At 46.0% G+C, this 26,801-nt stretch carries 22 protein-coding genes and 6 tRNA genes (1 of these 28 running past the window's edge); 20 read left to right on the forward strand and 8 right to left on the reverse strand.

The features are described 5' to 3' along the window. Nucleotides 1–5 precede the first annotated feature (5 nt). On the forward strand, nt 6–803 hold the full coding sequence (gene lgt, locus ACXAC1_RS10780) for a prolipoprotein diacylglyceryl transferase (protein WP_133564935.1): 798 nt from the start codon (nt 6–8) through the stop codon (nt 801–803). Between the two features lie 75 nt (nt 804–878). On the opposite strand, the gene ACXAC1_RS10785 is transcribed toward lgt, so the two are convergent. Further along, the gene (locus tag ACXAC1_RS10785) at nt 879–1,730 is read right to left on the reverse strand and encodes a thymidylate synthase (RefSeq protein WP_475061478.1); all 852 of its coding nucleotides are present in this window, start codon (nt 1,728–1,730) and stop codon (nt 879–881) included. A gap of 74 nt (nt 1,731–1,804) precedes the next feature. Here ACXAC1_RS10785 and folA point away from each other — a divergent pair, with 74 nt between their 5' ends. Together folA and ACXAC1_RS10795 are read left to right on the forward strand one after the other, a co-directional pair. After that, entirely contained in the window at nt 1,805–2,305 is a 501-nt protein-coding gene (gene folA, locus ACXAC1_RS10790; protein ID WP_475061479.1) for a type 3 dihydrofolate reductase, read from the forward strand. A 3-nt stretch (nt 2,306–2,308) separates the two neighbouring features. Beyond that, nucleotides 2,309–2,728, forward strand: a complete 420-nt coding sequence (locus ACXAC1_RS10795) for a secondary thiamine-phosphate synthase enzyme YjbQ (protein WP_475061480.1) — start codon at nt 2,309–2,311, stop codon at nt 2,726–2,728. Nucleotides 2,729–2,790: 62 nt separating this feature from the next. Here the strand turns inward: ACXAC1_RS10795 and ACXAC1_RS10800 are convergent, their stop codons facing one another. From ACXAC1_RS10800 to ilvD, 3 genes are all read right to left on the reverse strand, one after another. Then, entirely contained in the window at nt 2,791–4,014 is a 1,224-nt protein-coding gene (locus ACXAC1_RS10800; protein ID WP_475061481.1) for a PAS domain-containing protein, read from the reverse strand. Nucleotides 4,015–4,054: 40 nt separating this feature from the next. After that, nucleotides 4,055–4,897, reverse strand: coding sequence for a 23S rRNA (adenine(2030)-N(6))-methyltransferase RlmJ (locus tag ACXAC1_RS10805; protein ID WP_133564923.1), 843 nt, complete (start codon nt 4,895–4,897; stop codon nt 4,055–4,057). 75 nt (nt 4,898–4,972) lie between these two features. Then, nucleotides 4,973–6,817: a dihydroxy-acid dehydratase gene (gene ilvD, locus ACXAC1_RS10810; protein ID WP_475061482.1), complete on the reverse strand. Its 1,845-nt coding sequence runs from the start codon at nt 6,815–6,817 to the stop codon at nt 4,973–4,975. Nucleotides 6,818–6,973: 156 nt separating this feature from the next. Between ilvD and ACXAC1_RS10815 the strand changes: the two genes are divergently transcribed. Further along, a complete protein-coding gene (locus tag ACXAC1_RS10815) occupies nt 6,974–8,176 on the forward strand; it encodes an EAL and HDOD domain-containing protein (protein WP_475061483.1) in 1,203 nt (400 codons plus the stop codon). A 734-nt stretch (nt 8,177–8,910) separates the two neighbouring features. Here ACXAC1_RS10815 and fdxA read toward each other — a convergent pair. Then, on the reverse strand, nt 8,911–9,234 hold the full coding sequence (gene fdxA, locus ACXAC1_RS10820) for a ferredoxin FdxA (protein WP_133564916.1): 324 nt from the start codon (nt 9,232–9,234) through the stop codon (nt 8,911–8,913). A gap of 116 nt (nt 9,235–9,350) precedes the next feature. Next, on the reverse strand, nt 9,351–12,008 hold the full coding sequence (gene mutS, locus ACXAC1_RS10825; RefSeq protein WP_475061484.1) for a DNA mismatch repair protein MutS: 2,658 nt from the start codon (nt 12,006–12,008) through the stop codon (nt 9,351–9,353). Between the two features lie 77 nt (nt 12,009–12,085). On the opposite strand from mutS, the gene ACXAC1_RS10830 reads away from it, so the two are divergent. The 3 genes from ACXAC1_RS10830 to ACXAC1_RS10840 all read left to right on the forward strand — a co-directional run bounded on the left by ACXAC1_RS10830 (nt 12,086) and on the right by ACXAC1_RS10840 (nt 15,445). Then, nucleotides 12,086–12,574, forward strand: coding sequence for a CinA family protein (locus ACXAC1_RS10830; RefSeq protein WP_475061485.1), 489 nt, complete (start codon nt 12,086–12,088; stop codon nt 12,572–12,574). A 101-nt stretch (nt 12,575–12,675) separates the two neighbouring features. Beyond that, nucleotides 12,676–13,737 carry a recombinase RecA gene (gene recA, locus ACXAC1_RS10835; protein ID WP_475061486.1) on the forward strand — a complete coding sequence of 354 codons (1,062 nt, stop codon included), beginning with the start codon at nt 12,676–12,678 and terminating at the stop codon, nt 13,735–13,737. 160 nt (nt 13,738–13,897) lie between these two features. Then, nucleotides 13,898–15,445: a hypothetical protein gene (locus ACXAC1_RS10840; protein ID WP_475061487.1), complete on the forward strand. Its 1,548-nt coding sequence runs from the start codon at nt 13,898–13,900 to the stop codon at nt 15,443–15,445. 34 nt (nt 15,446–15,479) lie between these two features. Here the strand turns inward: ACXAC1_RS10840 and ACXAC1_RS10845 are convergent, their stop codons facing one another. Next, the gene (locus tag ACXAC1_RS10845; protein ID WP_475061488.1) at nt 15,480–15,935 is read right to left on the reverse strand and encodes a regulatory protein RecX; all 456 of its coding nucleotides are present in this window, start codon (nt 15,933–15,935) and stop codon (nt 15,480–15,482) included. A 180-nt stretch (nt 15,936–16,115) separates the two neighbouring features. Here ACXAC1_RS10845 and ACXAC1_RS10850 point away from each other — a divergent pair, with 180 nt between their 5' ends. The 11 genes from ACXAC1_RS10850 (at nt 16,116) to ACXAC1_RS10900 (ending at nt 23,772) form a co-directional block, all read left to right on the forward strand. After that, nucleotides 16,116–17,372 carry a D-amino acid dehydrogenase gene (locus ACXAC1_RS10850; RefSeq protein WP_475061489.1) on the forward strand — a complete coding sequence of 419 codons (1,257 nt, stop codon included), beginning with the start codon at nt 16,116–16,118 and terminating at the stop codon, nt 17,370–17,372. A gap of 9 nt (nt 17,373–17,381) precedes the next feature. Then, on the forward strand, nt 17,382–18,473 hold the full coding sequence (alr, locus tag ACXAC1_RS10855; protein WP_475061490.1) for an alanine racemase: 1,092 nt from the start codon (nt 17,382–17,384) through the stop codon (nt 18,471–18,473). A 215-nt stretch (nt 18,474–18,688) separates the two neighbouring features. After that, nucleotides 18,689–21,307 (forward strand): alanine--tRNA ligase, encoded by a 2,619-nt coding sequence (alaS, locus tag ACXAC1_RS10860; RefSeq protein WP_475061491.1) that lies wholly within the window; start codon nt 18,689–18,691, stop codon nt 21,305–21,307. Between the two features lie 48 nt (nt 21,308–21,355). Further along, nucleotides 21,356–22,597 carry an aspartate kinase gene (locus ACXAC1_RS10865; protein WP_475061492.1) on the forward strand — a complete coding sequence of 414 codons (1,242 nt, stop codon included), beginning with the start codon at nt 21,356–21,358 and terminating at the stop codon, nt 22,595–22,597. Nucleotides 22,598–22,733: 136 nt separating this feature from the next. After that, complete coding sequence (gene csrA, locus ACXAC1_RS10870) at nt 22,734–22,922, forward strand: carbon storage regulator CsrA (protein WP_475061493.1); 189 nt, start codon at nt 22,734–22,736, stop codon at nt 22,920–22,922. 63 nt (nt 22,923–22,985) lie between these two features. Next, nucleotides 22,986–23,075 (forward strand) — tRNA-Ser (locus tag ACXAC1_RS10875). 15 nt (nt 23,076–23,090) lie between these two features. Beyond that, a tRNA-Arg gene (locus ACXAC1_RS10880) sits at nt 23,091–23,167 on the forward strand. Nucleotides 23,168–23,237: 70 nt separating this feature from the next. Continuing rightward, nucleotides 23,238–23,314: transfer RNA gene (locus ACXAC1_RS10885), tRNA-Arg, on the forward strand. A gap of 22 nt (nt 23,315–23,336) precedes the next feature. Beyond that, nucleotides 23,337–23,413 (forward strand) — tRNA-Arg (locus tag ACXAC1_RS10890). A 183-nt stretch (nt 23,414–23,596) separates the two neighbouring features. Then, a tRNA-Ser gene (locus ACXAC1_RS10895) sits at nt 23,597–23,686 on the forward strand. A 9-nt stretch (nt 23,687–23,695) separates the two neighbouring features. Next, nucleotides 23,696–23,772 (forward strand) — tRNA-Arg (locus ACXAC1_RS10900). An 11-nt stretch (nt 23,773–23,783) separates the two neighbouring features. Here the strand turns inward: ACXAC1_RS10900 and ACXAC1_RS10905 are convergent. Beyond that, nucleotides 23,784–24,704: a tRNA dihydrouridine synthase gene (locus tag ACXAC1_RS10905; protein ID WP_475063813.1), complete on the reverse strand. Its 921-nt coding sequence runs from the start codon at nt 24,702–24,704 to the stop codon at nt 23,784–23,786. 217 nt (nt 24,705–24,921) lie between these two features. Here ACXAC1_RS10905 and ACXAC1_RS10910 point away from each other — a divergent pair, with 217 nt between their 5' ends. Continuing rightward, complete coding sequence (locus ACXAC1_RS10910) at nt 24,922–25,170, forward strand: OadG family protein (protein ID WP_475061494.1); 249 nt, start codon at nt 24,922–24,924, stop codon at nt 25,168–25,170. A 30-nt stretch (nt 25,171–25,200) separates the two neighbouring features. After that, nucleotides 25,201–26,801: the 5' portion of a sodium-extruding oxaloacetate decarboxylase subunit alpha gene (gene oadA, locus ACXAC1_RS10915; RefSeq protein ID WP_475061495.1), read on the forward strand. 193 nt of this gene lie beyond the right edge of the window; 1,601 of the gene's 1,794 nt are visible here — the first part of the coding sequence; its start codon is at nt 25,201–25,203; its stop codon lies off the right edge, out of view.

A 26,801-nucleotide genomic window follows, 5' to 3' on the forward strand; every position in this document is an offset into this window, starting at 1 on the left:
CTTTTATGATTGCCTATCCAAATATCGATCCGGTAGCGGTATCGCTCGGCCCTATTGCCATTCATTGGTATGGCCTTATGTACTTAATTGGCTTTGTTTCGGCCTATTACCTCGGCGTTTATCGCGCTAAGCGTTCGAATGGTCTTTGGACGCCAGAGCAAGTTAGTGACATGATTTTCTTTGGGGCGGTGGGAGTCATCCTTGGTGGTCGCATCGGCTATATTCTGTTTTATCAGTTCCCTTCCTTTGTTGATAACCCATTGGTGCTGTTCCGTATATGGGAAGGTGGGATGTCATTCCACGGTGGGTTATTAGGTGTTATTGCCGCCATGTGGTGGTTTTCTCGTAAAACCCAAAAGCACATCATCGATATATTGGATTTTGGCGCACCCTTTGTTCCGATTGGCCTAGGGCTTGGACGTCTTGGCAACTTTATTGGCGCTGAACTCTGGGGTAAACCGACTGATGTGTCTTGGGCGATGATCTTCCCGACAGATCCGCTTCAGCTGGCTCGTCACCCGTCTCAGCTCTATCAATTTGCGCTAGAAGGTGTTGCTCTGTTTACGATACTTTGGTTTTTCTCGCAGAAATCCAAGCCACGTTACTGCGTATCAGGTATGTTCTTATTGTTCTACGGCATCTTCCGAATTCTGGTGGAGTTCGTGCGAGAGCCGGACCCGCAACTGGGCTACATAGCCTTTGGTTGGTTAACACAGGGGCAGATTTTATCCACGCCGATGGTTTTATTGGGTATCGCGCTTTTGATGTTTGGTTTCAAAATGCAACGTTACCCGCAAAAGTAAAAGACTTTGCCAGTCTCGAAAACAACAACGCCGTATCATTGATACGGCGTTGTTGCTTCTAGCTGAGCGTAACGGTTAGACCGTAAAAGGGTAAGCGATGGGATCATGGAACTCATAGCCTTCTAGCTCGAAGTCATCCAATGTTACCCATGTTTCTAAGTCTTCCAGTGATGTGATAGCTGGATTGATTTTGAACGTCGGCACCGCCAGTGGCTCGCGTTTTAGCTGTACATCTCGCATTAACTCAAGTTGATCTTCGTAGATATGAGCGTTGACGATTTTATGATAGGCCTTGCCTGGTTTCTTACCTGTGATTTGCGCCATGATGGCGAGCAAGAAATACACTTGTACCATATTGAAGTTAAGCCCTAGAGGCACGTCACAGCTACGCTGAGTGCTGTTCAGATACAAGGTGTCGCCTAATAGGGAGAAGTGATGACTGTACATACATGGGCGCAAGCAAGCCATATGCAGTGCACCAGGGTGGTAGAAAGTGAAGATCTCGCCACGGTTATCTACACCCTTTGATAGATCGTCCACGATTTGGCGTAATTGATCGACCGTGCCGCCATCAGGCTTTGGAAAGTTACGACCAATCGCGCCATAGCAAAGCCCCATATCGTCTTCGCCTTTACGATAAGGGTTATTTAGCCACGTCTGATTTTTATTGGCGTTGGCATCCCAAGTTTTGGTGCCCAGTGCTCGGAAGTCGGCTGCGTTATCATAGCCGCGTAAATAGCCCATCATTTCGGCAATTGCAGATTTCCAGTAGCTTTTTCGAGTCGTGACTAATGGGAATTCACCAGCACCGACATCATAGGTTAGGTCAGCGTTAATCACGGTTAGGCAGCGTTTGCCTGTGCGTTCGTTTGCTACCCATTCGCCTTCATCAATAATGCGACGACAAAGATCCAGATATTGTTTCATGCAATTGAGTCCATGGTCGGTATAATATTGGCGCAGAGTATATCAAATTGCCCTCAGTGTGTATTGGAGTGAGAATGCTATCCCTAATCGTTGCTATGTCGTCTAACCGTGTAATCGGTATTAACAATTCCCTACCTTGGCATCTGCCGAATGACCTTAAATACTTCAAGCAAGCGACCATGGGTAAGCCAATTGTGATGGGGCGCAATACGTTTGAATCAATCGGTAAGCCGCTTCCTGGTCGCCGTAATATCGTCATCAGCCGTAATCCAGATTACCAGCCAGAAGGTGTGGATGTTGTCAGCTCTTTGGAGGCAGCGATTCAACTTGGTGAAGATATTTGTCTTGTGGATGGTCAAGAAGAAGTGATGATCATCGGTGGCGCGCAAATCTATTCATTAGCCCTTGAACGCGCAGACCGCCTTTACATCACCCACGTGGATGCAGAGATCGAAGGCGATGCGTTCTTCCCTGAAGTAAACTGGGAAAACTACGAAAAGATTGGCGAAGAAGCGTTTGCAGCAGAGGGTCCAAACCCTTACGACTACCGTTTTAGTGTTTACCAAAAAGGCTAAGCCATGTGGTTGCAAAAAGAGATCAAATTGTCGCCGCGTAAGCGTGGCTTTCATCTGGTCACGGACGAGATCTTGCGTCAGCTACCGGAGCTTCGAAAGCTCGAGATAGGCTTGCTGAATGTCTTTATCAAGCATTCTTCTGCGTCATTGACCATCAATGAAAACGCCGATCCTACGGTACGTGTTGATTTTGAAAGCTACTTTAATCATGCGGTGCCGGAGAACGAACCTTACTATCAGCATGTTTATGAAGGTAGCGACGACATGCCCGCGCACCTTAAGAGCAGCATTCTTGGTTCAAGTTTGAATATTCCCGTGACGAATGGGGATTTGAACTTAGGGATTTGGCAGGGGATTTACCTTTGTGAGCACCGAAATCATGGTGGCGCACGCAGCATAGTGTTAACGCTGCAAGGTGAATGATCATTGTAATCAAACTAAAAAAGGAGCCGCGGCTCCTTTTTCAGTTTTGCTTGAGATATTGGCTATTCTGCTATGGAAATAGCGACGCCTGATGTTCGGCCTTTTTCCACCGCTGAGTTTGCGCTTTGTGCCAGTTCTTCGATGGTTTCGCCGTCTTCAGGGAAGGTGGCTAAGCCAACGCAAAGGTTAAGGTGGCTGGCATCCGAAAACTCTAATACTTTTAGCTCTTCTTGACTTGGTTTTAAGAAGCTATTAATTAATTTCTGAGCATCTTTTAAACTAGTATTTGGCAATAATAACAACAGCTTATCTTGAGCGACACGAGCTAAAATATCCGCCTCACGTATCTTCTTATAGATAAAGCGAGCAGACGTATGGATCGCTGTGTTGCGCTGTTCTAAAGGCATGTCCGCAAGTAAGCCACGTGCATCCAAGTCAATTTTAGCCATGGTGAGCGGGGTATACTGACGACGAGCAAGACCAAGTTGTTTGGTGAAGTGTGTTAACGCTGCACCGCGGTTTAAAAGACCGGTTAGCTCATCAAAGGTTGCTTGAGAGCGTAGGTGCTCCTCTAGCGCTTTCTGAGGACTAATGTCTTCAATAAAACCGATGACTTTAGCCACATTGCCGCTAGCATCTTGGCTGTAAGTGCGGCCTCTTTCACGTACCCAAATATACTCATCGTTACCACGTCGAATACGATATTCAGCTTCGTAGTAGCGCTGCTTATGTTTGATGTGCTCTTGTATCGTACGCATCATTTTGGGTAGATCGTCTTTGTGAACACGGCCGTGCCAGCCTTCAGCACTGTGTGGTGTTTCTTCCAGTGAACAGCCCAACAAGGAGGCAATGGACTGAGAGCAGGAAATGGTATCGCCCTCGATTTCCCACATCCAAATACCTGCCGAGGACTCCGTCAGTGCGAACTTAAGCAAGGTGTTTTCTGCGACACTAAAGTCCAAGTGCTCCGTATGCGAGATGTAGCCCAGTATATGCTGGTCATCGAGCTCAATAATCGAGATCTCGGCACTTAATGTACGGTCACCTACTTCAAGGCGTGCACTGATGCGCTCTACTTCCCCCCGTTGAACTTTGGTGACAATCTCGGAAAGCTGCGATGACGAATCGTTGACAAGGCTTGACCAAGTATTTTGTCGAGCCGCTCCAACGTTTAGGTAAAGATGCTCTAGGCTGGCATTGGCTGCTACGATATCGCCGCTGCTGACTTCAGCAACAAACGCTGGTGTCGGCATATGGTGAAAGGCAGTAGGAAAGGGAATCGACATCTTGGGCTCCTTATCAAATCAGCATGCTCGCCTATGAGCGTTACTCTGGTGTAATCCAGCGTAGTTGAAAGTGGGCGTCTTGGTCTTCCGCCAACACGTCACTTAAATACGGTAGAAACGTTTCCGCTTCCTTTTCCAGTGTCCAAGGTGGGTTGACAATGATCATGCCACTGCCAGCCATGCCGCGCTTGGTTTCTGTACCGCGAATATTTAATTCCAGTAACAATGTGTTTCTAATTTTGGTTGCCTCGACGGCATTAAGCAACTGATCTGCTTGGCGTCGATTTAACACAGGATACCATATTGCGTAAGTGCCTTGTGAAAAACGCTTATGGCCTTCCTCTAGTGCTTTTACTACCTTCTGGTAATCTGTTTTGACTTCATATGGTGGGTCCATCAATACAAAACCACGCTTCTGTGGCGGTGGCAGCATGGATTTAACCGCTTGGAAACCATCCTCTTTTACCACATTTGCGACTCTTTTTTTGGGGAAAAGTGAAGCAAGTAGTGGGTAGTCGTTTGGATGCAGTTCGCACAAGTGCAGTTTATCTTTCTGGCGCAGATAGTGATTCACCACCATTGGGCTGCCAGGGTAAACGTTAAGCTTAGCTTCTGGATTCAAGTCTTTGACAAGGTCGACAAATTGCTCAAGAGGCTCAGGCAAGTCGCTGCGCTCCATTAAGCGACTGATCCCTGTGTCATATTCTTGATTCAATTGAGCTTGATCTGATGCTAGCTCGTATAAACCAATGCCCGCATGGGTATCAAGGTAGAAAAACGGTGCGTCTTTCTTGGTTAAGTGTCGGCAAACTTGGCTCACAACCAAGTGCTTCAATATATCGGCATGGTTGCCGGCATGGTAAATGTGTCGATAACTTAGCATCGTGTTGTGTCCAGTATCATTAAAAAAGCCGTTCCTCAGGTTAAGGAACGGCTTTGAGGTTAGTATCAGTATAAATTAATCAAGCTGATCTAGATCGCGTACCGCACCTTTGTCCGCACTGGTTGCAAAGTGTGCGTAAACTTTTAGAGCTGGCGATACTTTACGAGGACGTACTTCGGCTGGTTTCCACGCCGCAGCGCCTTTTGCTTCCATCGCTGCACGACGAGCGGCTAGCTCTTCGTCAGAAAGCAATACGTTGATTGAACGGTTAGGGATATCGATCAAGATACGATCGCCATTTTCTACTAGACCGATAGCGCCACCCGCAGCGGCTTCTGGAGAAACGTGACCGATGGATAGGCCAGAGGTACCACCTGAGAAACGACCGTCAGTCAGTAGGGCACAGGCTTTGCCTAGACCTTTAGACTTGATGTAAGACGTTGGGTATAGCATTTCTTGCATACCAGGGCCGCCTTTAGGGCCTTCGTAACGAACGATTACGATGTCACCAGCTTCCACTTTGTCAGCTAAGATATTGCTTACCGCTTCGTCTTGAGACTCTGTTACGTGAGCACGACCTTCGAATACAAGGATCGACTCATCTACACCAGCACTCTTAACCACACAGCCATCTAGCGCGATGTTACCGTAAAGAACAGCCAAACCACCTTCTAAAGAGAAGGCGTTTTCAAGAGAGCGGATACAGCCGTTCGCACGGTCGCCATCAAGTGTTGGCCAGCGGCAATCCTGACTAAATGCTACCTGTGTTGGGATACCGCCAGGGCCTGCTTTGTAGAATTCCACCACTTCTGGCGTGGGTGAGTCCATGATGTCCCATTTCTTAAGGCCATCAAGCATGGTGTCAGAGTGAACTGTATGTACTTGGTTATGTAGAGCACCCGCACGGTTCAATTCACCGAGTAAACCAAAGATACCGCCAGCGCGGTGTACGTCTTCGATGTGATACTTTTGGGTGTTTGGCGCGACTTTACATAGCTGTGGTACTTTGCGAGAAAGACGGTCGATGTCTTTCATTGTGAAGTCTACGCCCGCTTCACGAGCCATCGCTAGCAAGTGCAGGATAGTGTTTGTTGAACCGCCCATGGCGATGTCTAGGGTCATTGCGTTTTCGAACGCTTCGAATGTCGCGATAGAGCGTGGTAGCCACTTCTCTTCGTCTTTTTCGTAGTAGTTCTTAGTGATTTCAACGATGCGACGGCCAGCTTCTAGGAACAGACGCTCACGGTCAGCGTGGGTTGCAACCACAGTACCGTTACCTGGAAGACTTAGACCAAGTGCTTCTGTTAGACAGTTCATAGAGTTCGCGGTGAACATACCAGAACATGAACCACATGTTGGACATGCAGAACGTTCGATTTCGGCAACGACTTCATCTGAAACGCTGTCATCTGCCGCGATAACCATGGCATCAACAAGGTCCAGCTTGTGTTCAGAAAGCTTGGTTTTACCCGCTTCCATTGGTCCGCCAGAAACAAAGATTACTGGAATGTTTAGGCGCAAAGCGGCCATCAGCATCCCAGGTGTGATCTTGTCACAGTTAGAAATACATACCAGTGCATCCGCACAGTGCGCATTGACCATGTACTCCACAGAGTCAGCGATAAGGTCGCGTGATGGTAGGCTGTAAAGCATGCCGTCATGACCCATGGCAATGCCATCATCCACAGCAATTGTGTTAAATTCTTTTGCTACACCGCCCGCTGCTTCGATCTCACGGCAGACCAATTGTCCAAGGTCTTTTAGGTGTACATGCCCTGGTACAAACTGCGTGAATGAGTTGGCAACTGCAATAATTGGTTTATGAAAGTCCTCGTCCTTCATGCCTGTTGCACGCCATAGGGCGCGAGCACCGGCCATATTACGGCCGCCGGTGGAAGTTTTGGAGCGGTATGTTGGCATTTGTATCCCCACAATTTATTTTGCTTTCTTTATCCGGCCATGTTACCAAGTTTATTGCTTTCGCCCAAAGCGAAATTTAGCAATTAACTGTGTAAACGGCGCGTCTTGCAATATGTGTTGCGGATACAGAGAATGGTTTAAAGGTACTTAGAATATATGATGTATCACAATGTCGCACTGGCACGACAACCAATCGTCGACAATTCGCTGTCAACTATTGGTTACGAGTTACTCTATCGCCGCGATGTTCGATCCAATGACGCGGATGTATACGATCAAGTGGGGGCAACCGCACAAGTGATTACCGCCTGCCTGCTAGATCTTGGACTGCATAATATTGTTGGTACTGGTAAAGCCTTTGTGAACTTTCCTCGTGGATACTTGGTTAATCCAAGTGGTGTGCCGCTGCCTAAAGATCATACTGTTATTGAAGTGCTTGAAGACGCTGGTTTTGATGCAATATTGCTGGCGTCATTACGACGTTGGCACAATGCAGGATTTAAGATCGCTTTAGATGATTTTGTCTTTGAGCCAAAACTGGCGCCGTTTGTTGAAATTGCCGAATACATTAAGGTCGATATGCTGGCATTGGGTAAAGAAGCATTTCATCAGCAAGTGGAAGCGTTACGCCCCTACAACGTCAAGATTATCGCTGAAAAGATTGAAACATGGGAAGATTATCATTTTGCCAAATTGCTAGAAGTAGATTATTTCCAAGGTTACTTTTTTGAAAAACCACAAGCGTTATCAAAGAAAGCCGCCAGTGTTAATCAGCTGACCTTGCTGCAATTAATGGCCTCCTTAATGAGGGCCGATGATATGTCTATTGCGGAGCTGGAAAACATCGTTGGACAAGATATTGGCTTAGTCCATAAGCTACTCAAGTATTTAAACTCACCGTTGATGGGACTTGTCGCTTCAGTTGATTCTTTGCGCTTAGCGATTATGTTGATTGGTACAGAGCAACTAAAGTCCATTACTAATTTACTCTTAATGTCAGAGATGACTGCAGACAGAGAAGTACTTCAAGGTCAGGTTTTACTGCGTGCGAAGCATGCAGAGTTATTTGCCCAAGCGCAAAAATACGCTAACGAAGAGCGCTATTTCCTAGCGGGAATGTTGTCGATGATTGATGTTTGTGTAGGCATTGATTTAGAAGATATTTTGTCTGAGTTACCACTTCCACTTGAATTTACTAGTGCCATTCTAGAACGATCTGGTCGTGTTGGTTATACACTTGATCTGATTGAAGCCTATGAAAAAAATCGCCCTATTAAATCTGAAGAGGATGTAAAAATTCTAGCACAGACATATGCTGAATCGATGAAGTGGGTGGAAAGTTTTCGAGCAACTTTATAGTGCTTTTTGATCGATTTTTTTCGCTTTATTTCATTAAGCTAAATATAAAGATTAATCCTGACTAAATGGTTTGTAGGGAATTCCTGATATCGGTGTAAGGCTTTTCAGTAATTTATAAAGATTTATGGAAGGTTTAACGTAGAAAAAATCTAGTTAATTGATTTTTAAAGACAAATTTATAGTTTCATTGGTTTATATAAAGTTGCAAGAAATTTGGATTAAGGTACATTTAATTCATCCAGAGGGAGCTCAAGGATTGAGGCAGCACAGAGAAGTGCAGCAAAGCAAGGAGCTTTGCGGGATAATTGGAGTAGAGTGAGAGGATTACTCGAAGATGGATTTTGACAGGACAGACTAACTCGATGGAACTGAGTTATAGGCCAAGGTGGCAAGCTACGGACTGACGGCGATGGATTCGCACACTCATGGACTGAGATGCACAGAGAAGTGCAGCAAAGCAAGACGCTTTGTGGGGTAACTGGATTGAAGTGCGGATTACTTCGAAGACGGATTTTACAGGACAAGCAGCTTGACGGATTCAAGCATAGGCCAAGATGGCAAGTTACGGATTAACGGCGACGGATTTGCATATTCAAGGACCGATCGCTTTAACGGAATAGAGCAAAGCAACAGGCAGCCTAGGCTGCCTTTTTCTTTTCCTGTGATTTATTTGGCTACTTTATTCTAGGCGTAAAAAAAGCAGCCGAAGCTGCTTCTTTTAAAACGTCTAAAGCTTAGCGCTCTAGATGCTCAAGCTTGTCTTCAACGCCGTCCCATTCTGCTGCATCTGGAAGTGCGTCTTTTTGCTCTGTGATATTTGGCCAAATTAGAGATAGTTCTTGGTTTAGCTCAACGAACACTTCTTGGCCATCTGGCAGTTCGTCTTCAGAGAAGATCGCGCCCGCAGGACATTCAGGTTCACACAGTGCACAGTCGATACACTCGTCTGGGTTAATCGCTAGAAAGTTTGGACCTTCGTAAAAACAATCAACTGGGCAAACTTCTACACAGTCAGTGTATTTACAACGAATACAGTTGTCAGTAACGATGAAAGCCATTCGACTTCTCTCCTAGAATCAGTTCAAAATTTTGCCAGTATTTTAGTGGTATAGGCTGTGAAGCGGCAAGGAACAATTGGCCGTACCGCTAAATTTTCTGATATTAGCTTATGCAGCTACAGATCACTTTTCAATTTTTGTAGTAGATTAAGTGCTTCCAGTGGTGTGGTGTTGTCTATATCAACCGCTGCAATAGCCTCTTTTAGCTGGCTTGCTTCATCCACTGCAAACATATCCGCCTGCCTCGGTGAAGAGTTCACCGGAGCCGTCGCTTTTGGCGCAGGCTCTTTAACTTGCGGAATAGTGAATTCTTGTGACTCGGCTTCGGGCTGTACCGCAATCGCTGGCTGTTCAGTACGCTCGCCTTCTAGTTCACCCAATTTTTGGCGCGCTTCTAAAATAACGCTTCTCGGCACCCCTGCCAGTTGAGCCACTTGCAATCCGTAAGACTGACTAGCGGGACCGTCATGTACTTGGTGCATAAAGACGATGTCATCTTCGTATTCAGTCGCCGTCAAATGTACGTTGGCAGCATTAGGAAGACGCTCGGCTAAAGTTGTCAGCTCAAAGTAGTGGGTGGCGAATAAAACATAGCTGCCTAGCTCGTTAGCAAGGTATTCAACCGCTGACCAAGCTAATGACAAACCATCAAAGGTGCTGGTGCCTCGGCCCACTTCGTCCATTAGCACCAAGCTGTCTTTGGTGGCATTGTTTAGGATATTGGCAGTTTCAGTCATTTCCACCATGAAAGTCGAGCGACCGCCCGCTAAGTCATCCGAAGATCCCATACGGGTAAAGATACGATCAACAACAGACAGAGAAGCGGCTTCTGCTGGTACAAAGCTACCGGTATGAGCCAATAGGGCAATGATCGCAATTTGGCGCATATAGGTGGATTTACCACCCATATTTGGGCCAGTGATCATCAGCAAGCTACGGCCTTCGTGAAGGTCTAGGTCATTGGGGATAAACGGATCTGAAATAACGGACTCTACGACTGGGTGACGACCCGCTTGGATCGACATGCCGCCACGATTGTGCACTTCTGGGCAGCAAAAGCTTAAACGATTAGCACGCTCAGCAAAACAGCCTAGTACGTCCAATTGGGCAACGGCTTGGCTGGCAGTTTGTAGTGGTCCAAGAACATCGTTTAATTTATCGAGTAGCTGCTCGTACAATTGCTTTTCACGTGCTAGTGCTTTGGATTTGGCGCTCAGGGCTTTGTCTTCAAATTCCTTCAGTTCTGGTGTGATAAAGCGTTCAGCGTTTTTCAAGGTTTGACGGCGAACGTATTCGGTTGGCGCCATATCTGAATGCAAACGGCTGATTTCAATGTAGTAGCCGTGAACTCGGTTGTAACCCACTTTTAAAGAGGCGATGCCAGTGCGCTCTTTTTCACGCCGCTCCACTTCTGCCAAATAATCTGTGGCGTTAGTGGAAAGAGAAATCAACTCATCTAACTCTTCATCGTATCCTTGCGCCATCATGCCGCCATCACGAATCACGGCAGGTGGGTTTTCGACTAAAGCGCGCGTTAGTTCGTCTGTCAGCTCTGGTTGTTCAATCAGGCGGTCGTGTAACTGTGATAAACGGCAGTTGTCAGGGATTTCGCTTAAAATACGGCGTAGCTCAGGCATGGTTTCTAGTGCCATGCGCAGACGTACTAAGTCTCTTGGGCGTGCTGAGCGCAGTGCCACACGAGATAAGATACGCTCCATATCGCCTACCGCTTTAATGGTGCTTTGTAGAGCTTCAAAGGTGAAGTTATTTAATAGAGCATGTACCGCCTGCTGACGATCGTGAATTTCATCAAGATTGCGGATCGGTGTATGTAACCAGCGTTTTAAAAGACGTGATCCCATTGGCGTGGCACAGCTGTCGATGACGCTCATTAATGTATTACTAGTGCTGCCGTTGAGGTTTTGGTCAATCTCTAGGTTACGCCGAGTGGCGCCATCAATCAGTACGGAATCATCACGTTGCTCTACGCTGATCGCTTGAATATGGGGTAGCGATGAGCGTTGAGTGTCTTTAGCGTATTGTAGTAAGGCACCAGCTGAGGCGATGGCTGCGGTCAAGGCTTCACAACCAAAGCCAGATAAGTCTTTGGTATTAAACTGTTGAATTAGCTGGCGGTAGCTGGATTCAAAATCAAAGTGCCAAGGACCTAATTCACTGACGCCGCGCTCAAGGGTAATCAAATCCCGAGCAGGGAAGTCTTCAGAAAGCAAAATCTCTTTGGGTGATAAACGCTGTAATTCGCTGGCTAGGGCTTCATGACCATCTACTTCAAATACACAGAAGCGGCCGCTGGCCATATCAAGGTAAGAGAAGCCAAAAACATCTAAACCTTTGCGCTTTACGTGTGCGACGGACAATAAAAGGTTTTCCCGTTTTTCTTCAAGAAACGCTTCATCACTGATGGTGCCGGGCGTCACGATGCGTGCCACTTGACGCTCTACCGGCCCTTTGCTGGTGGCTGGATCACCCACTTGCTCTGCGATAACAACCGACTCCCCCATACGTACCAAACGGGCGATGTAGTTCTCTGCCGCATGAAATGGAATGCCCGCCATTGGGATCGGTTTACCGCCAGAGTGTCCACGTGCGGTCAAGGTGATATCTAGTAGTTCAGCAGCGCGTTTTGCGTCGTCATAGAACAACTCGTAAAAGTCTCCCATACGATAAAACAGCATTTGATTAGGGTGCTGTGATTTTAGGCCAAAGTATTGGCGCATCATTGGCGTATGATTGTCTTTATCGGATTGGCTCATGTGTGACGACTCACGTTGTATGGATGAAACAGGGTCGATATTCTAAGGCATAATCTATTGATATTTAAGGGAACGATATGCTTGATGATAAAATCCTTAATGACTTAGTGGCTGATGTCGCCGAGTGCTTAATGGAAAAGGGTAAAATGCTAGTAACGGCGGAGTCTTGTACAGGCGGCTTAATCGGTGCTTATTGCACGGAAATGGCGGGCAGTTCCGCTTGGTTTTACGGCGGGATTATCAGCTATGCCAATGAAGCTAAAATGTCTGGTTTGGGCGTATCAGCTTCGACACTAGAGCAAGAAGGCGCAGTGAGTGAGGCGACAATCAGGGAAATGTGTGCAGGAGCCTTGCAGTTTGGGGGGGATGTCGCGATTGCGGTAAGTGGTGTTGCTGGGCCCAGTGGTGGTACAGCCGAAAAGCCAGTAGGGTGTGTTTGGATTGGCTGGCAACTGGCAGGACAGGATGCCAAGGTGGAGCGTTGTCAGTTCTCTGGGGCGCGTTCTGACATTCGCCAAGCAACCGTGGCACATGCTTTGACGCAATTGTTAACGCTGATGAAATAAAAAATCTGTGTTTTTATACAGTATTTTTCTTGAGCACAATTTTAAAAAGCGTTACATTAGGCGCAGTTTAAATCTACGGATACACCACTTAGGATTGAAATATGGCTAGCACGGCAGACAACAAGAAAAAAGCGTTAGACGCAGCGCTTTCACAAATCGAGCGTCAGTTTGGTAAAGGCGCCATCATGAAAATGGGTGAAGGTGCAAAATTAGACATCGAAACGGTTTCTACGGGCTCTCTAGGTCTAGATATCGCTTTGGGTGCTGGTGGTCTGCCATACGGTCGTATTTGTGAGATCTATGGTCCAGAATCTTCCGGTAAAACGACTCTGACGCTCAGTGTGATCGCAGAAGCTCAGAAGCAAGGTAAAACTTGTGCTTTCATCGACGCTGAACACGCTCTAGACCCATCTTATGCAGAAAAGCTAGGTGTAAACATTGGTGATCTACTGGTGTCTCAGCCAGATACTGGTGAACAGGCTCTAGAAATCTGTGACATGCTGGTTCGCTCAAACAGTGTTGACGTGGTTATCGTTGACTCGGTTGCAGCCTTGGTTCCAAAGTCTGAAATCGAAGGTGAAATGGGTGATTCATCAGTTGGTGTGCAAGCGCGTTTGCTTTCTCAAGCGATGCGTAAACTGACTGGTTCTATCAAGCATGCGAACTGTCTCGTTGTCTTCATTAACCAAATTCGTATGAAAATCGGTGTGATGTTTGGTTCGCCAGAAACCACAACTGGTGGTAATGCTCTGAAATTCTATAGCTCGGTGCGTCTAGATATCCGTCGTATTGGTTCTGTGAAGCAGGGCGACGAAGTAATTGGTAACGAAACCCGCGTAAAAGTGGTGAAGAACAAGATTGCGCCACCATTCAAACAAGCGGAATTCCAAATCATGTATGGTGCGGGCATCTACCGCATGGGCGAAATCATCGACTTGGGTGTGAAGCAGGGCTTCATTGATAAGTCGGGTGCTTGGTACGCTTATGGTGGTAACAAAATTGGCCAAGGTAAAGCCAATGCCGCGCAATACTTAGCCGATAATCCTGCCATTGCTCAGGAGGTCGAAGGCATGATTCGTGACACACTACTGACTAAGACGAAGAAAGCGGATGAGGCGTCTTCTGCAGAAACTGACGATGCAAATGAAGAACTAGACTTCTAATATCAGTAGCTAGTCGGGTTTTCTATTTAGATTAAAAACAAACAGTCCAACAGGGCTGTTTTTTTTGTTTGCAGTGTTAAAAAAAGTAAGGCCTATGGAGTCTGTTACGGGAAGGATCTATGCTTACTTAATTAGTATCGTTGATACCTAGGTGTACAGGATGACAGTTTTTCTAACATTGGTGATTGCAACAGGTGTATCGGCAGTCATGTTGCTGGCGAGCATATGGTGGTATTGGAGAACTAAGCGTAATTTGTCTTCTGTATCGGAGGATGAAGAAGATGTTGAGGTGCTTGACTCGGACAAAGAGAGTCTTGTGGAAGCGGCTGCCCCGGACGCTGTTCAAGGTTCATCGCAAAAAGAAAGCTGGCTAGCATTGCTCGCCCAGCAAAATGCTCTATGTGAGGAGCTCATTGAGGGGCGGAAAGGCAGCGGAGACGACGCTCTCACCTTGCAATGTTGGCAAACTTTTCTTGAAATTGAACGAGACTTGGTTGAGCGTGACAGTGCCAATGTTGCCGATTATCTTAATAAGTTTGAGTTTGTCTTGGTGCGCTTGAAAGAGGCCCAAGAAATTGATGCCTTATTAAAACGCCTATCTGTAAGTAATCAAATTCTGAAGCAGTTAAACAAAGTAATTCAGAAAACTGGTGATGCGGCATTTGAACAAATGAATAAGACTGCGCAGCTGAATTTACAGTTAGATCAGCTGCAGAGTTCCTTACAACGAGAAGTGGCTTTAGATCAGGAGTTGGCGGAGATTCGCACGGAACTGGCCAGTCTTTATGAACTGGGGGAGCAGCTAAAGCAATCTGCACAAGAGGCAGACTCTTCGGATGAGGGGTATATGGATATGCTATCTGAGTTCTTAGGTAGCGCTTCCTCTGATAATTTTCTTGCGCCAATCAAAACAGAGCTTGATGAGAAGGTTGATGAGTTACAACACCTTGCGGACTACCGCAGCCAGGTGATTGAGGAGCTTAAAGAGCAGCTGAAGTCTTTGCGCAATACTACTGATGGCCAGCATGACCACTTAGCTGTATATGATATTGCGTTTGCTCGACTAGAGAAAAGTCTATTGGAGAGTAACAAAGTCATTAAGGCTCTAGAGCATAAACTAGAGAGTTTGCAGGCTATTAAATACAACTTGAATGTGGACATGCGTAAGCGTGAAGAAGAGTTAAAAGTTAAAGATGCAAAGCTTAAAGCGTCTGGACAAGAATCTAAACTTCGGGCTCAATCAGCGATAGCCCGTGAACAAAGCTCGGTTGAGGCCATTGCAAGCTTTATGGATACCGCACCTTTGACGGCAGAATATGCTGATTTCGAAGAGGAGCAGAATGAGAAGCTTACGACGTTACAAGAACTGGTAAACGAGTCAGAACTTTATGTGAATGTATTGGAGCGTGACTTGGATAAGGAGCGGCTGGAGCATGAGCAGCTTCTAGCTCGTCTCGACAGTGAACATTCTCAACCGCTAGCTTTATCGCCACACGAAGAGGATGAACTGAGTAATCTTCGTGAAGTCAATTCAGAGTTAGAGAGCGAGAAAATTAGCCTACTAGAAGAACTTTCAAATGCAACTGAGGATTCTGAGGCAGTGGAAGAGCTGCAGCGAAAAATCAAAGAGTTGGATATGAAGATCGAAACGGTTCAGGTGAATTATGTCAATATGGAGGAGCGTTATCTTAATTCGTTAATGTCTTAATTCTCTTATCTATGGCTGCTGAGAGCAGGTGTTATCAGTACTGCTCGGTGCAATCCTCTTCGATCGCGTAACGAACTTCATCATAGCCAAAGCCGCGGTAAAGCAGGTAGCGCATCTGCTTCGACTTCTTTTGATAATCTTGTTCTACTGCATCCCCAAATTTTCTTTGTTTTAGGTTCAATGCCAGCTCAAACCAATCCACATCAAGTGAGCTGAGCGCCTGTTTAGCCTGATCTTCACTAATACCCTTTTGTCTGAGCTCATTCAGAATACGCTGTTTACCCAATGGCTTGGCTGATTTGCTTCGGCAAAAGGCTTCAGCAAAACGTTGATCGCTCAAATAGTTAAGTGATGTAAGCTCCTCAATAACCTGGGTAATACTGTCTTCTTCAAAGCCTTTGCGCAACAGCTTCTGTCTCATTTCATGTGTGGAGTGCTCTCTGGAGCCGAGTAACCAGAGGGCATGATTTTTGATATCACCCAAGGACATGTTTTAACCGCCGTAAAATAGAAATGATTATACCTAAAAGAATTGAATTAAAAATTAATAGTATATTCTTTATAGGTGCTATTATGTGGTTTAAGATGCTGTAAAAATATATAAATACAGTGAGAAAAACTTAAAATGTTTTGTAAAAATAGTGGATAGTTCTTTTTAAGGGGGTCTGCTATGAAAGTTTGTATATTAGGTGCTGGAGTTGTTGGTTTAACATCTGCTTACTATCTGGCCAAAAAGGGAGTTCAGGTAACGGTTTTGGATCGCCAACCAGACGTTGCGTTGGAAACCAGTTTTGCCAATGCAGGACAAGTGTCGCCTGGCTATTCGGCGCCATGGGCTGCACCAGGTATTCCATTAAAAGCCGTTAAATGGCTCTTTCAAAAGTATGCTCCACTTAAAATTAGCCCAGAGCTAGAGGCTAAAAAAGTGGTGTGGATGTCTAAGATGTTAGGTAACTGTACGACTTCGGCTTACAACACCAATAAATCTCGAATGATGGCGTTGGCTGAATACAGCCGTGATTGCTTTATCGATTTGCGTAAAGAGATTGGTGTTTCCTATGATGATGGTCAAGGTGGAACGCTTCAGCTGTTTCGCTCTGATGAGCAAGTGGAAGGGGCTGCAAAAGATATCAAAGTATTGAAATCTCTTGGGGTAGCACATGAAGTGTTAGATCCGAAAGCCATCTTGTCAGTTGAGCCTGGTCTAGCGCCCGTTATTGAAAAGTTTAAAGGTGGCCTGCGTCTTACAGGTGACGAAACGGGTGATTGCTTGATGTTCAGTCAGTCTTTAAAGAAAGAGTGCGAATCATTAGGGGTTGAATTCAAGTTTAACACCTCTATTGAGCGTATTCTTGTCGAGCAAGGCCAAGTGCGATCCGTAGTTACCAATGAAGGTGACGTGCCTTGTGAGCAGCTTCTGGTATGTTTGGGAAGCTATTCAAAAGAAATGCTTAAGGCAATCGGCTTGGATGTGCCAATCTACCCTGTCAAAGGCTATTCTTTAACTGTGCCGATCACTGATCAAGCATATGCGCCGACCTCTACTATTATGGACGAAACATACAAGGTCGCTGTGACGCGTTTAGGTGATCGTATTCGTGCGGCGGGTACGGCTGAGTTAACAGGTTACAATCTAGATTTGCCAAAATCTCGCACAGACACCATCACTCACGTTGTTGGTGATGTGTTCCCACAAGGCGCTAACCTGAGCGAAGCTGAGTATTGGACAGGGTTACGACCCATGACACCTGATGGCACACCAATTATTGGTGAGACACCCATCAAAGGTCTCTATCTTAATACAGGTCATGGAACATTGGGTTGGACCATGAGTTGCGGCTCAGCAGCAATCATTGCTGATATTATGGTGGGCAGCCAAACGGCGATTGATTCGTCGGAGCTTGCCGTGAAACGTTACGCAAAATAAGGGGCTCCGATGTCTAGGCCACTTACAGCGACCGTCGATTTAGAGGCGATCCTGTCAAATTACCGATACGCAAAGAAACTACACCCTAAATGTAATGCTTTTGCAGTTGTCAAAAGCGATGCGTACGGCCATGGTGCTGTACGCGTCGCGCAATATTTAGAAGAAGATGCGGACGCATTCGCGGTTGCGACCATTGAGGAAGCGTTAGAGCTTCGAGCGGCGCAGATTAAAAAGCCTATTATGCTATTGGAAGGCGTATTCGAACCTTTAGAATGGGAACTTTGTGCCGATCAAGGCTTTTGGGCTGCCATTGAAAATACCATGCAGTTAGAGAGTCTTTTGGCGTTGGGTAAGCCTATCGAGAAGGTGTTCGTAAAACTCGATTCGGGTATGCACCGACTGGGTGTAACGCAAGAAACAGCGCTTGAATTCGTAGAGGCATTGAGAGACTCAGGTTTGGTTGGAGAAGTGTTATTGATGACACACTTTGCCTGCGCGGATGATTTGTCAGATATGACGACGATGAAACAGTTGGCGTATTTTGAGCAAACGCGTCAGCTCATTGGGGATATTCAGGCCAGTGTGGCTAATTCTGCTGCGATTATGAAATGGAGTGTGCCTGAGGGTGGCTGGATTCGCCCAGGGATTATGCTGTATGGCATTTCGCCATTTGCTGAAGTGAGTGGTATAGAGCTTGGTTTATTGCCTGCTATGACATTGAGTTCGAAGGTCATTTCCGTAAGACAAATAAAAGCCGGTGATCAAGTGGGTTACGGTTTGTCTTATCAGGCACCAGAGGATCATCAGTTAGTAACGATTGCAGCAGGTTATGGAGATGGCTATCCCCGATCTGCGGATCATGGAACCCCTTTGCTTATTAAAGGTAACGCCGCTGAATTAGCTGGCCGAGTTTCCATGGATATGATTACTGCGAAACTCTCTGGTAACGACACTACGAATCTTGCTATCGGCGATGAGGTGGTTCTATGGGGTGACGGCGTGCCAGTTGAGCATGTCGCCCATTGCTCGAAAACCATCGGTTACGAGTTGGTCACGCGTATGACATCACGTCCAAGTCGTATTTATCTGGCTAAAAATTAGTGTTGATTGTTGTTTTCTAATTAGGATTGATAGTGTGAAAACTCTATCAATCCGTCTTTTTTGATCAAAAAATGGCAAAAATCATTTTTTAAGTTTTGATCAACTACTCTATTTCCGTGTACTATTTTCTACCTTTCTAAAGTACATAATGGCGCCTTATTGGAGCCAGTCGTACTGTTTAATTTGCCAGATATAGAAATAGAGTCTCATCCAATATGAAGAGTTCTGAGTTACGTCAATCATTTTTGTCTTTCTTTGAAAGCAAACAGCACCAAATCGTCGAGTCCAGCTCGCTGATTCCTGGAAACGATCCTACCTTATTGTTTACCAATGCGGGTATGGTGCAATTTAAAGATGTTTTTCTTGGTGCTGATCAGCGCCCTTACACCCGAGCGACTACATCACAGCGTTGTGTACGAGCGGGTGGTAAACACAATGACTTGGAAAATGTAGGATATACGGCGCGCCATCATACCTTCTTCGAAATGTTGGGTAACTTTAGTTTCGGTGACTACTTCAAAGAAGACGCTATCTCTTACGCTTGGGAATTTCTAACAGGTGTTTTGGGCCTTCCGAAAGAAAAGCTTTTGGTAACGGTTTATGCCGAAGACGATGAGGCATACAACATCTGGAAAGATAAGATTGGTGTTCCTGCTGAAAAGATCATTCGTATCGGCGATAACAAAGGCGCACGTTACGCATCAGATAATTTCTGGGCGATGGGTGATACTGGCCCTTGTGGTCCATGTACAGAAGTGTTCTACGATCACGGCGAGCATATTTGGGGTGGGCCTCCAGGTTCTCCAGAAGAAGATGGCGACCGTTTTATTGAAATCTGGAACGTCGTATTCATGCAGTACAACCGCTCAGCGGATGGTACGATGGCGAATCTGCCTAAGCCTTCTGTTGATACGGGCATGGGTCTTGAGCGTATCGCAGCCATCCTGCAAGGCGTGCACTCTAACTACGAAATTGACTTGTTCCAAAACCTAATCAAAGCGTCTGCAGAGGCTGTAGGCGCAGAAGATCTTTCTTCTCAGTCACTACGCGTTATTGCTGACCACATCCGTTCATGTTCGTTCATGATCGTTGATGGCGTTGTGCCGTCAAACGAAGGTCGTGGTTATGTCCTGCGTCGTATTATTCGTCGTGCAGTACGCCACGGTAACAAGCTAGGTCAGAAGCAGCCGTTCTTCCACAAGCTGGTTGCAGCGTTGGATGCTGAGATGGGGGGAGCTTATCCTGAGCTACGTAAACTTGCTGATCGTGTCGCATCGATCCTTCTTAAAGAAGAAGAGCAGTTTGCGAAAACGCTAGACCAAGGTATGCGTATCCTTGAAGAAGCTATTTCTAACCTAGGAGATAGTAAAATCATCCCAGGTGAGACCATCTTCAAGCTTTACGATACGTACGGTTTCCCTGCTGACTTAACAAATGACGTTGCACGTGAAGCGGGCCTTGAGATTGACGAAGAAGGTTTTGAAGCGGCAATGGAAGCTCAGCGTGCACGTGCGCGTTCGGCGAGTAACTTCAGTATGGATATGTCTGGCTCTGTTAGTGTTGACGGTCAAACAGAATTTACAGGCTACTCTGACTTAGAAGGCAAAAGCGCTGTTGAGCAAATTCTTGTGGAAGGTGAGTTTGTTGATTCCCTAGAGCAAGGTCAAAAAGGCTTGGTGATCTTGGCTGAAACTCCGTTTTACGGTGAGTCTGGTGGTCAGGTGGGTGACCAAGGTTGGTTCCGTAGCCCTGCAGCAGTGAAAGTAACGAACACTACTAAACAAGGTAAAGTGCACCTGCATCATGTGGAAGTGCGTGAAGGCGCCTTAAAAGTTGGCGATGTGGTTACGACAGAGGTTGATAAATCCCTACGTAATGCAACGGCATTGAACCACTCGGCGACTCACTTATTGCATGAAGCGCTTCGCCGTGTGCTGGGTGACCATGTTGTGCAAAAAGGCTCTTTGGTTAATCCTGAGCGTTTGCGCTTTGACTTCTCTCATTTTGAAGGTTTAACCGCGGCAGAACTTGAGCAAGTAGAAGACATGGTTAACGAGCAGATTCGTTTGAACCATGAAACCATCACTGAAATCATGGACATTGAGGCAGCCAAAGAAAAGGGTGCTCAAGCATTGTTTGGCGAAAAATACGAAAGCCAAGTTCGTGTTTTAACGATGGGTGCAGATTACTCAATTGAACTGTGTGGTGGTACACACGTTAAGCGCACAGGTGATATTGGTCTGTTTAAGGTTGTTCAGGAAAGCGGTATTGCGGCGGGTGTGCGTCGTATTGAGGCGTTGACAGGTAAAGCTGCGATTGATGCAACGCGTCAAACAGAATCGTCCCTGTCTCAGATTGCAGGCTTATTTAAAGCAAGCAAAGAAGCGGCACTAGATAAAGTGGTTGCTCTTAACGATCAAGCACGTGCATTGCAAAAAGAAATTGATCAACTTAAGTCTAAGTTGGCTGCGCAAGCCGGCGCTGACCTAGCTTCTCAAGCTGTCGCTATCAATGGTGGCAAGTTATTGGTTGCTCAGGTTGAGATCGAAGATCCAAAAGGCCTTCGTGATTTGCTGGATGAATTGAAGAGCAAGCTTGAGTCGGCTGTCATTTTGTTGGCTGCGGTAAACGATGGCAAAGTGAGTTTGATTGCCGGTGTGACGAAAGAGTTAACGTCAAAAGTCAAAGCTGGAGACTTAATCAAAATGGCAGCACCATATGTGGATGGTCGCGGCGGTGGTCGTCCTGATATGGCACAAGCTGGCGGAAGCAAACCAGAAGGGGTTGCGGAAGTGCTGGCAGTCGTTCCAGATTGGGTTAACGAACGACTATAAATGATTTATGCGCCCCATCGGGGCGCTTTTTAGTTTGGGATATAGAATATGGCATTGTTGGTTCAAAAATATGGCGGTACTTCCGTAGGCTCGGTTGAGCGTATTGAGGCGGTAGCAGACCGTGTCTTGAAGCATAAACAGCAGGGTGACGATATTGTTGTCGTTGTGTCGGCCATGAGTGGTGAAACCAACCGCTTAATCGAATTGGCTAAAAGTATTCAGGGGACCCCTGATGCTCGTGAGATGGACGTGTTGTTGTCCACAGGCGAGCAGGTGACGATTGCGTTATTGAGCATGGCCCTGATGAAGCGTGGTTTGCAAGCCAAATCGTATACGGGTAGCCAAGTTCGTATCACGACTGACAGTGCTCACGGTAAAGCACGTATCCAAGATATTGATACCGAATCTATGCGAGCAGATTTGGACGCTGGCAAAGTATTGGTTGTGGCAGGTTTCCAGGGGGCGGATGAACACGGCAATATTACGACGCTTGGTCGTGGTGGCTCAGATACGACAGGGGTGGCGTTGGCCGCTGCGTTAAAAGCTGATGAGTGCCAAATTTATACCGATGTAGATGGTGTTTACACGACCGACCCTCGTGTGGTCGATAGTGCGCGTCGCCTTGAAAAAATTACATTTGAAGAAATGCTTGAGATGGCAAGTCTCGGCTCAAAGGTGCTGCAAATTCGTTCAGTTGAGTTTGCAGGTAAGTATCAAGTTCCATTACGCGTACTTTCAAGTTTTGTAGAAGGTGAGGGGACGTTAATAACTACTGATGGAGAGATTTCTATGGAGCAACCAGCCGTTTCTGGTATTGCGTTTAATCGTGATGAAGCAAAATTAACATTAAAAGGCGTTCCTGACATACCGGGTGTTGCTTCAAAGATTTTGGGCCCTGTAAGTGATGCGAATGTCGAAGTCGACATGATTGTGCAAAATGTTTCGATGGATGGGACGACGGATTTCACTTTCACTGTGCATCGCAATGACTACGACAAAGCACTAAAGGTGCTTGAAGTGGTAGCGAAAGACTTAAATGCGAAAGAAGTTTTATCGAACGATAACATCGCTAAGGTGTCTATAGTGGGTGTGGGAATGCGATCTCATGCCGGTGTTGCAACAAATATGTTTAAAGCACTTGCAGCAGAATCCATCAATATTCAACTTATCTCCACATCTGAGATCAAAGTTTCTGTCATAATTGATGAGAAATACATGGAATTGGCTGTGCGTTCATTACATTCGGCATTTAAACTTAACAATCCGAATGCAGGTGTTAGCGAGGCTTAACACTTTTACACAAGATCGTATTGCTTGGATATAGATTCGAAGTATGAGAGCGGCTACAATTCACTTTGTAAGGGAATTCCTACAAACGAAGTTTGGAGTTTCTGACGTCTCACAAGGATTTTTAAGGAGAAGTGCTATGCTTATTTTAACTCGTCGTGTTGGCGAAACTCTTATGGTAGGTGATGAAGTATCTGTTACAGTTTTAGGTGTTAAGGGCAATCAGGTCCGTATTGGTATCAATGCACCCAAAGACGTTTCTGTACATCGTGAAGAAATCTATCTTCGCATTCAGAAAGAGCAAGATGATCACAGCTCAGAAGATTAATTTTTTTTGAAAAAAAGCCTTTACATAACAAATGAGGCCTCTATAATACGCCGCACTTGTTACGGAGAGTTGGCCGAGTGGCCGAAGGCGCTCCCCTGCTAAGGGAGTATGGGGTGAAACTCATCGAGGGTTCGAATCCCTCACTCTCCGCCATTTTAAATGTGCTGTGCATCCGTAGCTCAGCTGGATAGAGTACTCGGCTACGAACCGAGCGGTCAGAGGTTCGAATCCTCTCGGATGCGCCATTTAAAGTAAAGGCAAGTGTTAAATTAACTAAAACTATCCTTTTAGTTAATCGTGTAAAATTTTAGATATGCATCCGTAGCTCAGCTGGATAGAGTACTCGGCTACGAACCGAGCGGTCAGAGGTTCGAATCCTCTCGGATGCGCCATCTAAAATGAAAAAGTAGTTACGCATCCGTAGCTCAGCTGGATAGAGTACTCGGCTACGAACCGAGCGGTCAGAGGTTCGAATCCTCTCGGATGCGCCATTACTTCCCTTCTAAGTAAGTTCTTAAATCTTCCATCTCTTTATTGTTTAATATTACAGATGAAAATCTGTTGATGTATGTTTTTGAGCTCTACTGATTGTTTTTATTAAGATTTTTAAAAATCTTACAGTCTTTTGGGTTGCGTTTATGAAGATGAATATTCATAATATGCAGCACATCGACGGAGAGCTGGCCGAGTGGCCGAAGGCGCTCCCCTGCTAAGGGAGTATGGGGTGAAACTCATCGAGGGTTCGAATCCCTCGCTCTCCGCCATTTTTATACGCATCCGTAGCTCAGCTGGATAGAGTACTCGGCTACGAACCGAGCGGTCAGAGGTTCGAATCCTCTCGGATGCGCCATTTCCTTTTATTTAAATCTCCGATTTTTGCATAGCCTGTAATAGCGCTTTCAGTTGATCTGTATGTTGTGTGCTTCGGATGGCTCTCAAGTTATCTGCCATGATAGGCCAGTCTCTTCGCAAGTGTGCGCTCCATTGCTTTATGCGCCCAAGGGTTGCAAAGTCGTCATAGTGTTGTAGTAACTCATTGATATAAAGCTCTATAAGTTCGAATAGCTCCGATAAGCTACCAGGAGCACCACCTTTTAATTCTCTAAAGATGAAGGGGTTGCTCAGACTGCCTCGACCAATCATAAAATGCGAGCACCCTGTTGTAGCCATGCAACGTTCTAGTGATGCACGGTCCTGAATGTCACCATTGGCAATGATCGTCATCTTGGAGCGCTTTACCGCCTCGCCTATTTTTTCCCACCTTGCGGCTGGTCCGTAGCCATCCTTCTTAGTTCGGCCATGTATTGTTAATGTGTCGGCGCCGGCTTTTTCAATTGCCTCTAAGTTTTCAAAAAACAGGTCTTCATCAAGATAGCCAAGTCTCATCTTTGCAGAGAGAGGGATGTTGCTTGCTAGCGAGTCACGAACAGCCCGGACTACTTGGTACAGTGTCTCGGGATCTTGTAGCATGAAAGAGCCGCCACCGTGACCATTCACGCGTTTTGCGGGGCAGCCAAAATTTAAGTCCAAATGCGTTACCCCAGCTAGGCTTGCTTCCGCTGCAGTTTTTGCCATGGTTTCAATGTTTGAACCCAGTAGCTGCAAGTGGACAGGGTGTTTATACGGAGTTTGGCAATGGTTATTTAGCTCTGGGACGAGGCGTTTTAATGATTGGGCGGGTACGCGTCGCTGGGTGACGCGTACAAATTCTGATACGAGGTAATCCATTCCACCCACTCTTGAGAGAAGTGCCCTCATAGTATGATCCATGACACCTTCCATTGGTGCCACGGCCAGTATGATGTTGTGTTCGGTGGGGAGGGAGCTGGCGCAATTAAGCAAGTTCACGTTAGTAACTTCCAAAGCAAAAAAATATGAAATCGGTATTCTTTGTGATACAAAAAGAATAAACACTGGGGAACTTTTGTGCAAAACGGTATTTACCGAGTGACACAAAGTGACTGTGCTCTGAATTATTCAGATTTTAATGGAAAGTTCTATGAATAACTTAATTAATGATGGTTTTGGTTTAATGTTGCTAGGCATGGGATTCGTTTTCGTTTTTCTTTGCTTACTTATTATTGCAACCGGCTTGATGTCCAAGTTGATCAATCAATATTTTCCTGAAGCGACTCCTGCAGCAAAGAAACCGAATATTACACCCACGAGTTCAAATTCAGCATCCGCTACAGATCCTAAAATTACAGCAGCGATTACAGCCGCTATCCATCAACACCGTAACCGTTAATACCAATCATAGACGATTAGAGGCCACAAAATGTCGAACAATAAACAACCTCTTGGCATCACGGATGTCGTTTTAAGAGATGCACATCAATCCTTATTTGCAACGCGAATGCGTATCGATGACATGCTTCCTATTGCAGAGAAGCTTGATCAAATTGGCTTCTGGTCGTTGGAGTCTTGGGGTGGTGCAACTTTCGATTCTTGTATTCGTTTTATTGGTGAAGACCCATGGGATCGTATTCGTGAGTTGAAAAAGGCAATGCCAAATACGCCACAACAAATGTTGCTTCGTGGTCAGAATTTGCTAGGTTACCGTCATTATGCTGATGATGTGGTGTCAAAGTTTGTCGAGCGTGCCGCGAAGAATGGCGTAGATGTTTTCCGTATTTTTGATGCTATGAATGATCCTCGAAATTTAGAGACGGCCATCAAGGCAGTGAAAGCGGAAGGTAAGCACGCACAAGGCACTATTTCCTACACGAAAAGTCATGTTCACACCCTACAAAACTGGATCGATTACGCTAAAACTCTAGAAGATATGGGAGCGGATTCGATCGCTATCAAGGATATGTCTGGCATTCTGACTCCTTACGATGCATTTGAGCTGGTAGGCAAACTTAAAGAGCAGACTCAACTAGAGGTACAACTGCATGCCCATGCGACCTCTGGCTTGTCAGATATGACCATTCTTAAATCTATTGAAGCAGGTATTGATCGCGTTGATACGGCGATTTCTTCTATGTCGATGACATACGGTCACTCTTCAACGGAGTCTATTGTTGCAGCGCTACAAGGAACAGATCGTGATACTGGCCTAGATTTAGCAAAGCTAGAAGAGGTTGCGGCATATTTCCGTACGGTTCGTAAGAAGTACGCTAAGTTCGAGGGTTCTCTACGCGGGACTGATTCTCGTATCCTAATCGCCCAGGTACCTGGTGGTATGTTGACTAATATGGAAAACCAGCTACGCGAGCAAGGGGCATCAGATAAGTTTGATGCGGTTTTAGAAGAAATTCCTCGTGTTCGTGAAGATCTAGGTATGATCCCGCTAGTGACACCGACTTCTCAGATCGTCGGTACACAGGCAGTACTGAACGTTTTGACAGGAGAACGTTACAAGTCTATCTCGAAAGAAACCGCTGGTGTTCTCAAAGGGGAATACGGTGCGGCACCTGCAGAGTTTAATAAAGAGCTTCAAGCGCGAGTATTGGATGGTACTGAAGCGATTACATGCCGTCCTGCGGATCTGCTTGAGCCAGAAATGGATAAACTATCTGCAGAGCTTAAACAACTAGCTCAAGAAAAAGGTGTGAAACTTGCGTCAGATGAAATTGATGACGTATTGACGTATGCACTGTTCCCACAGATTGGTTTGAAATTCCTGCAAAACCGTGGTGATGCGTCGGCATTTGAACCGGCTCCAACATTAGAAGATGCTGCACCGACGGCGGTACCAAAAACGGCTTCATCAGAAGGTCCAGCTGTTTACACTGTGAACGTTTCTGGACAAAGCTTTGTTGTTCAAGTGTCAGAAGGTGGTGATGTAAGCAATATTCAGCCAGCTTCTGCTCCTCAGGCGCCGGCTCCAGCAGCTTCGCCAGCACCAACGAGTGGTGGAGAAGACGTGCCAGC

The sequence above is a fragment of the Marinomonas sp. AWM4_232 genome (assembly GCF_056158325.1).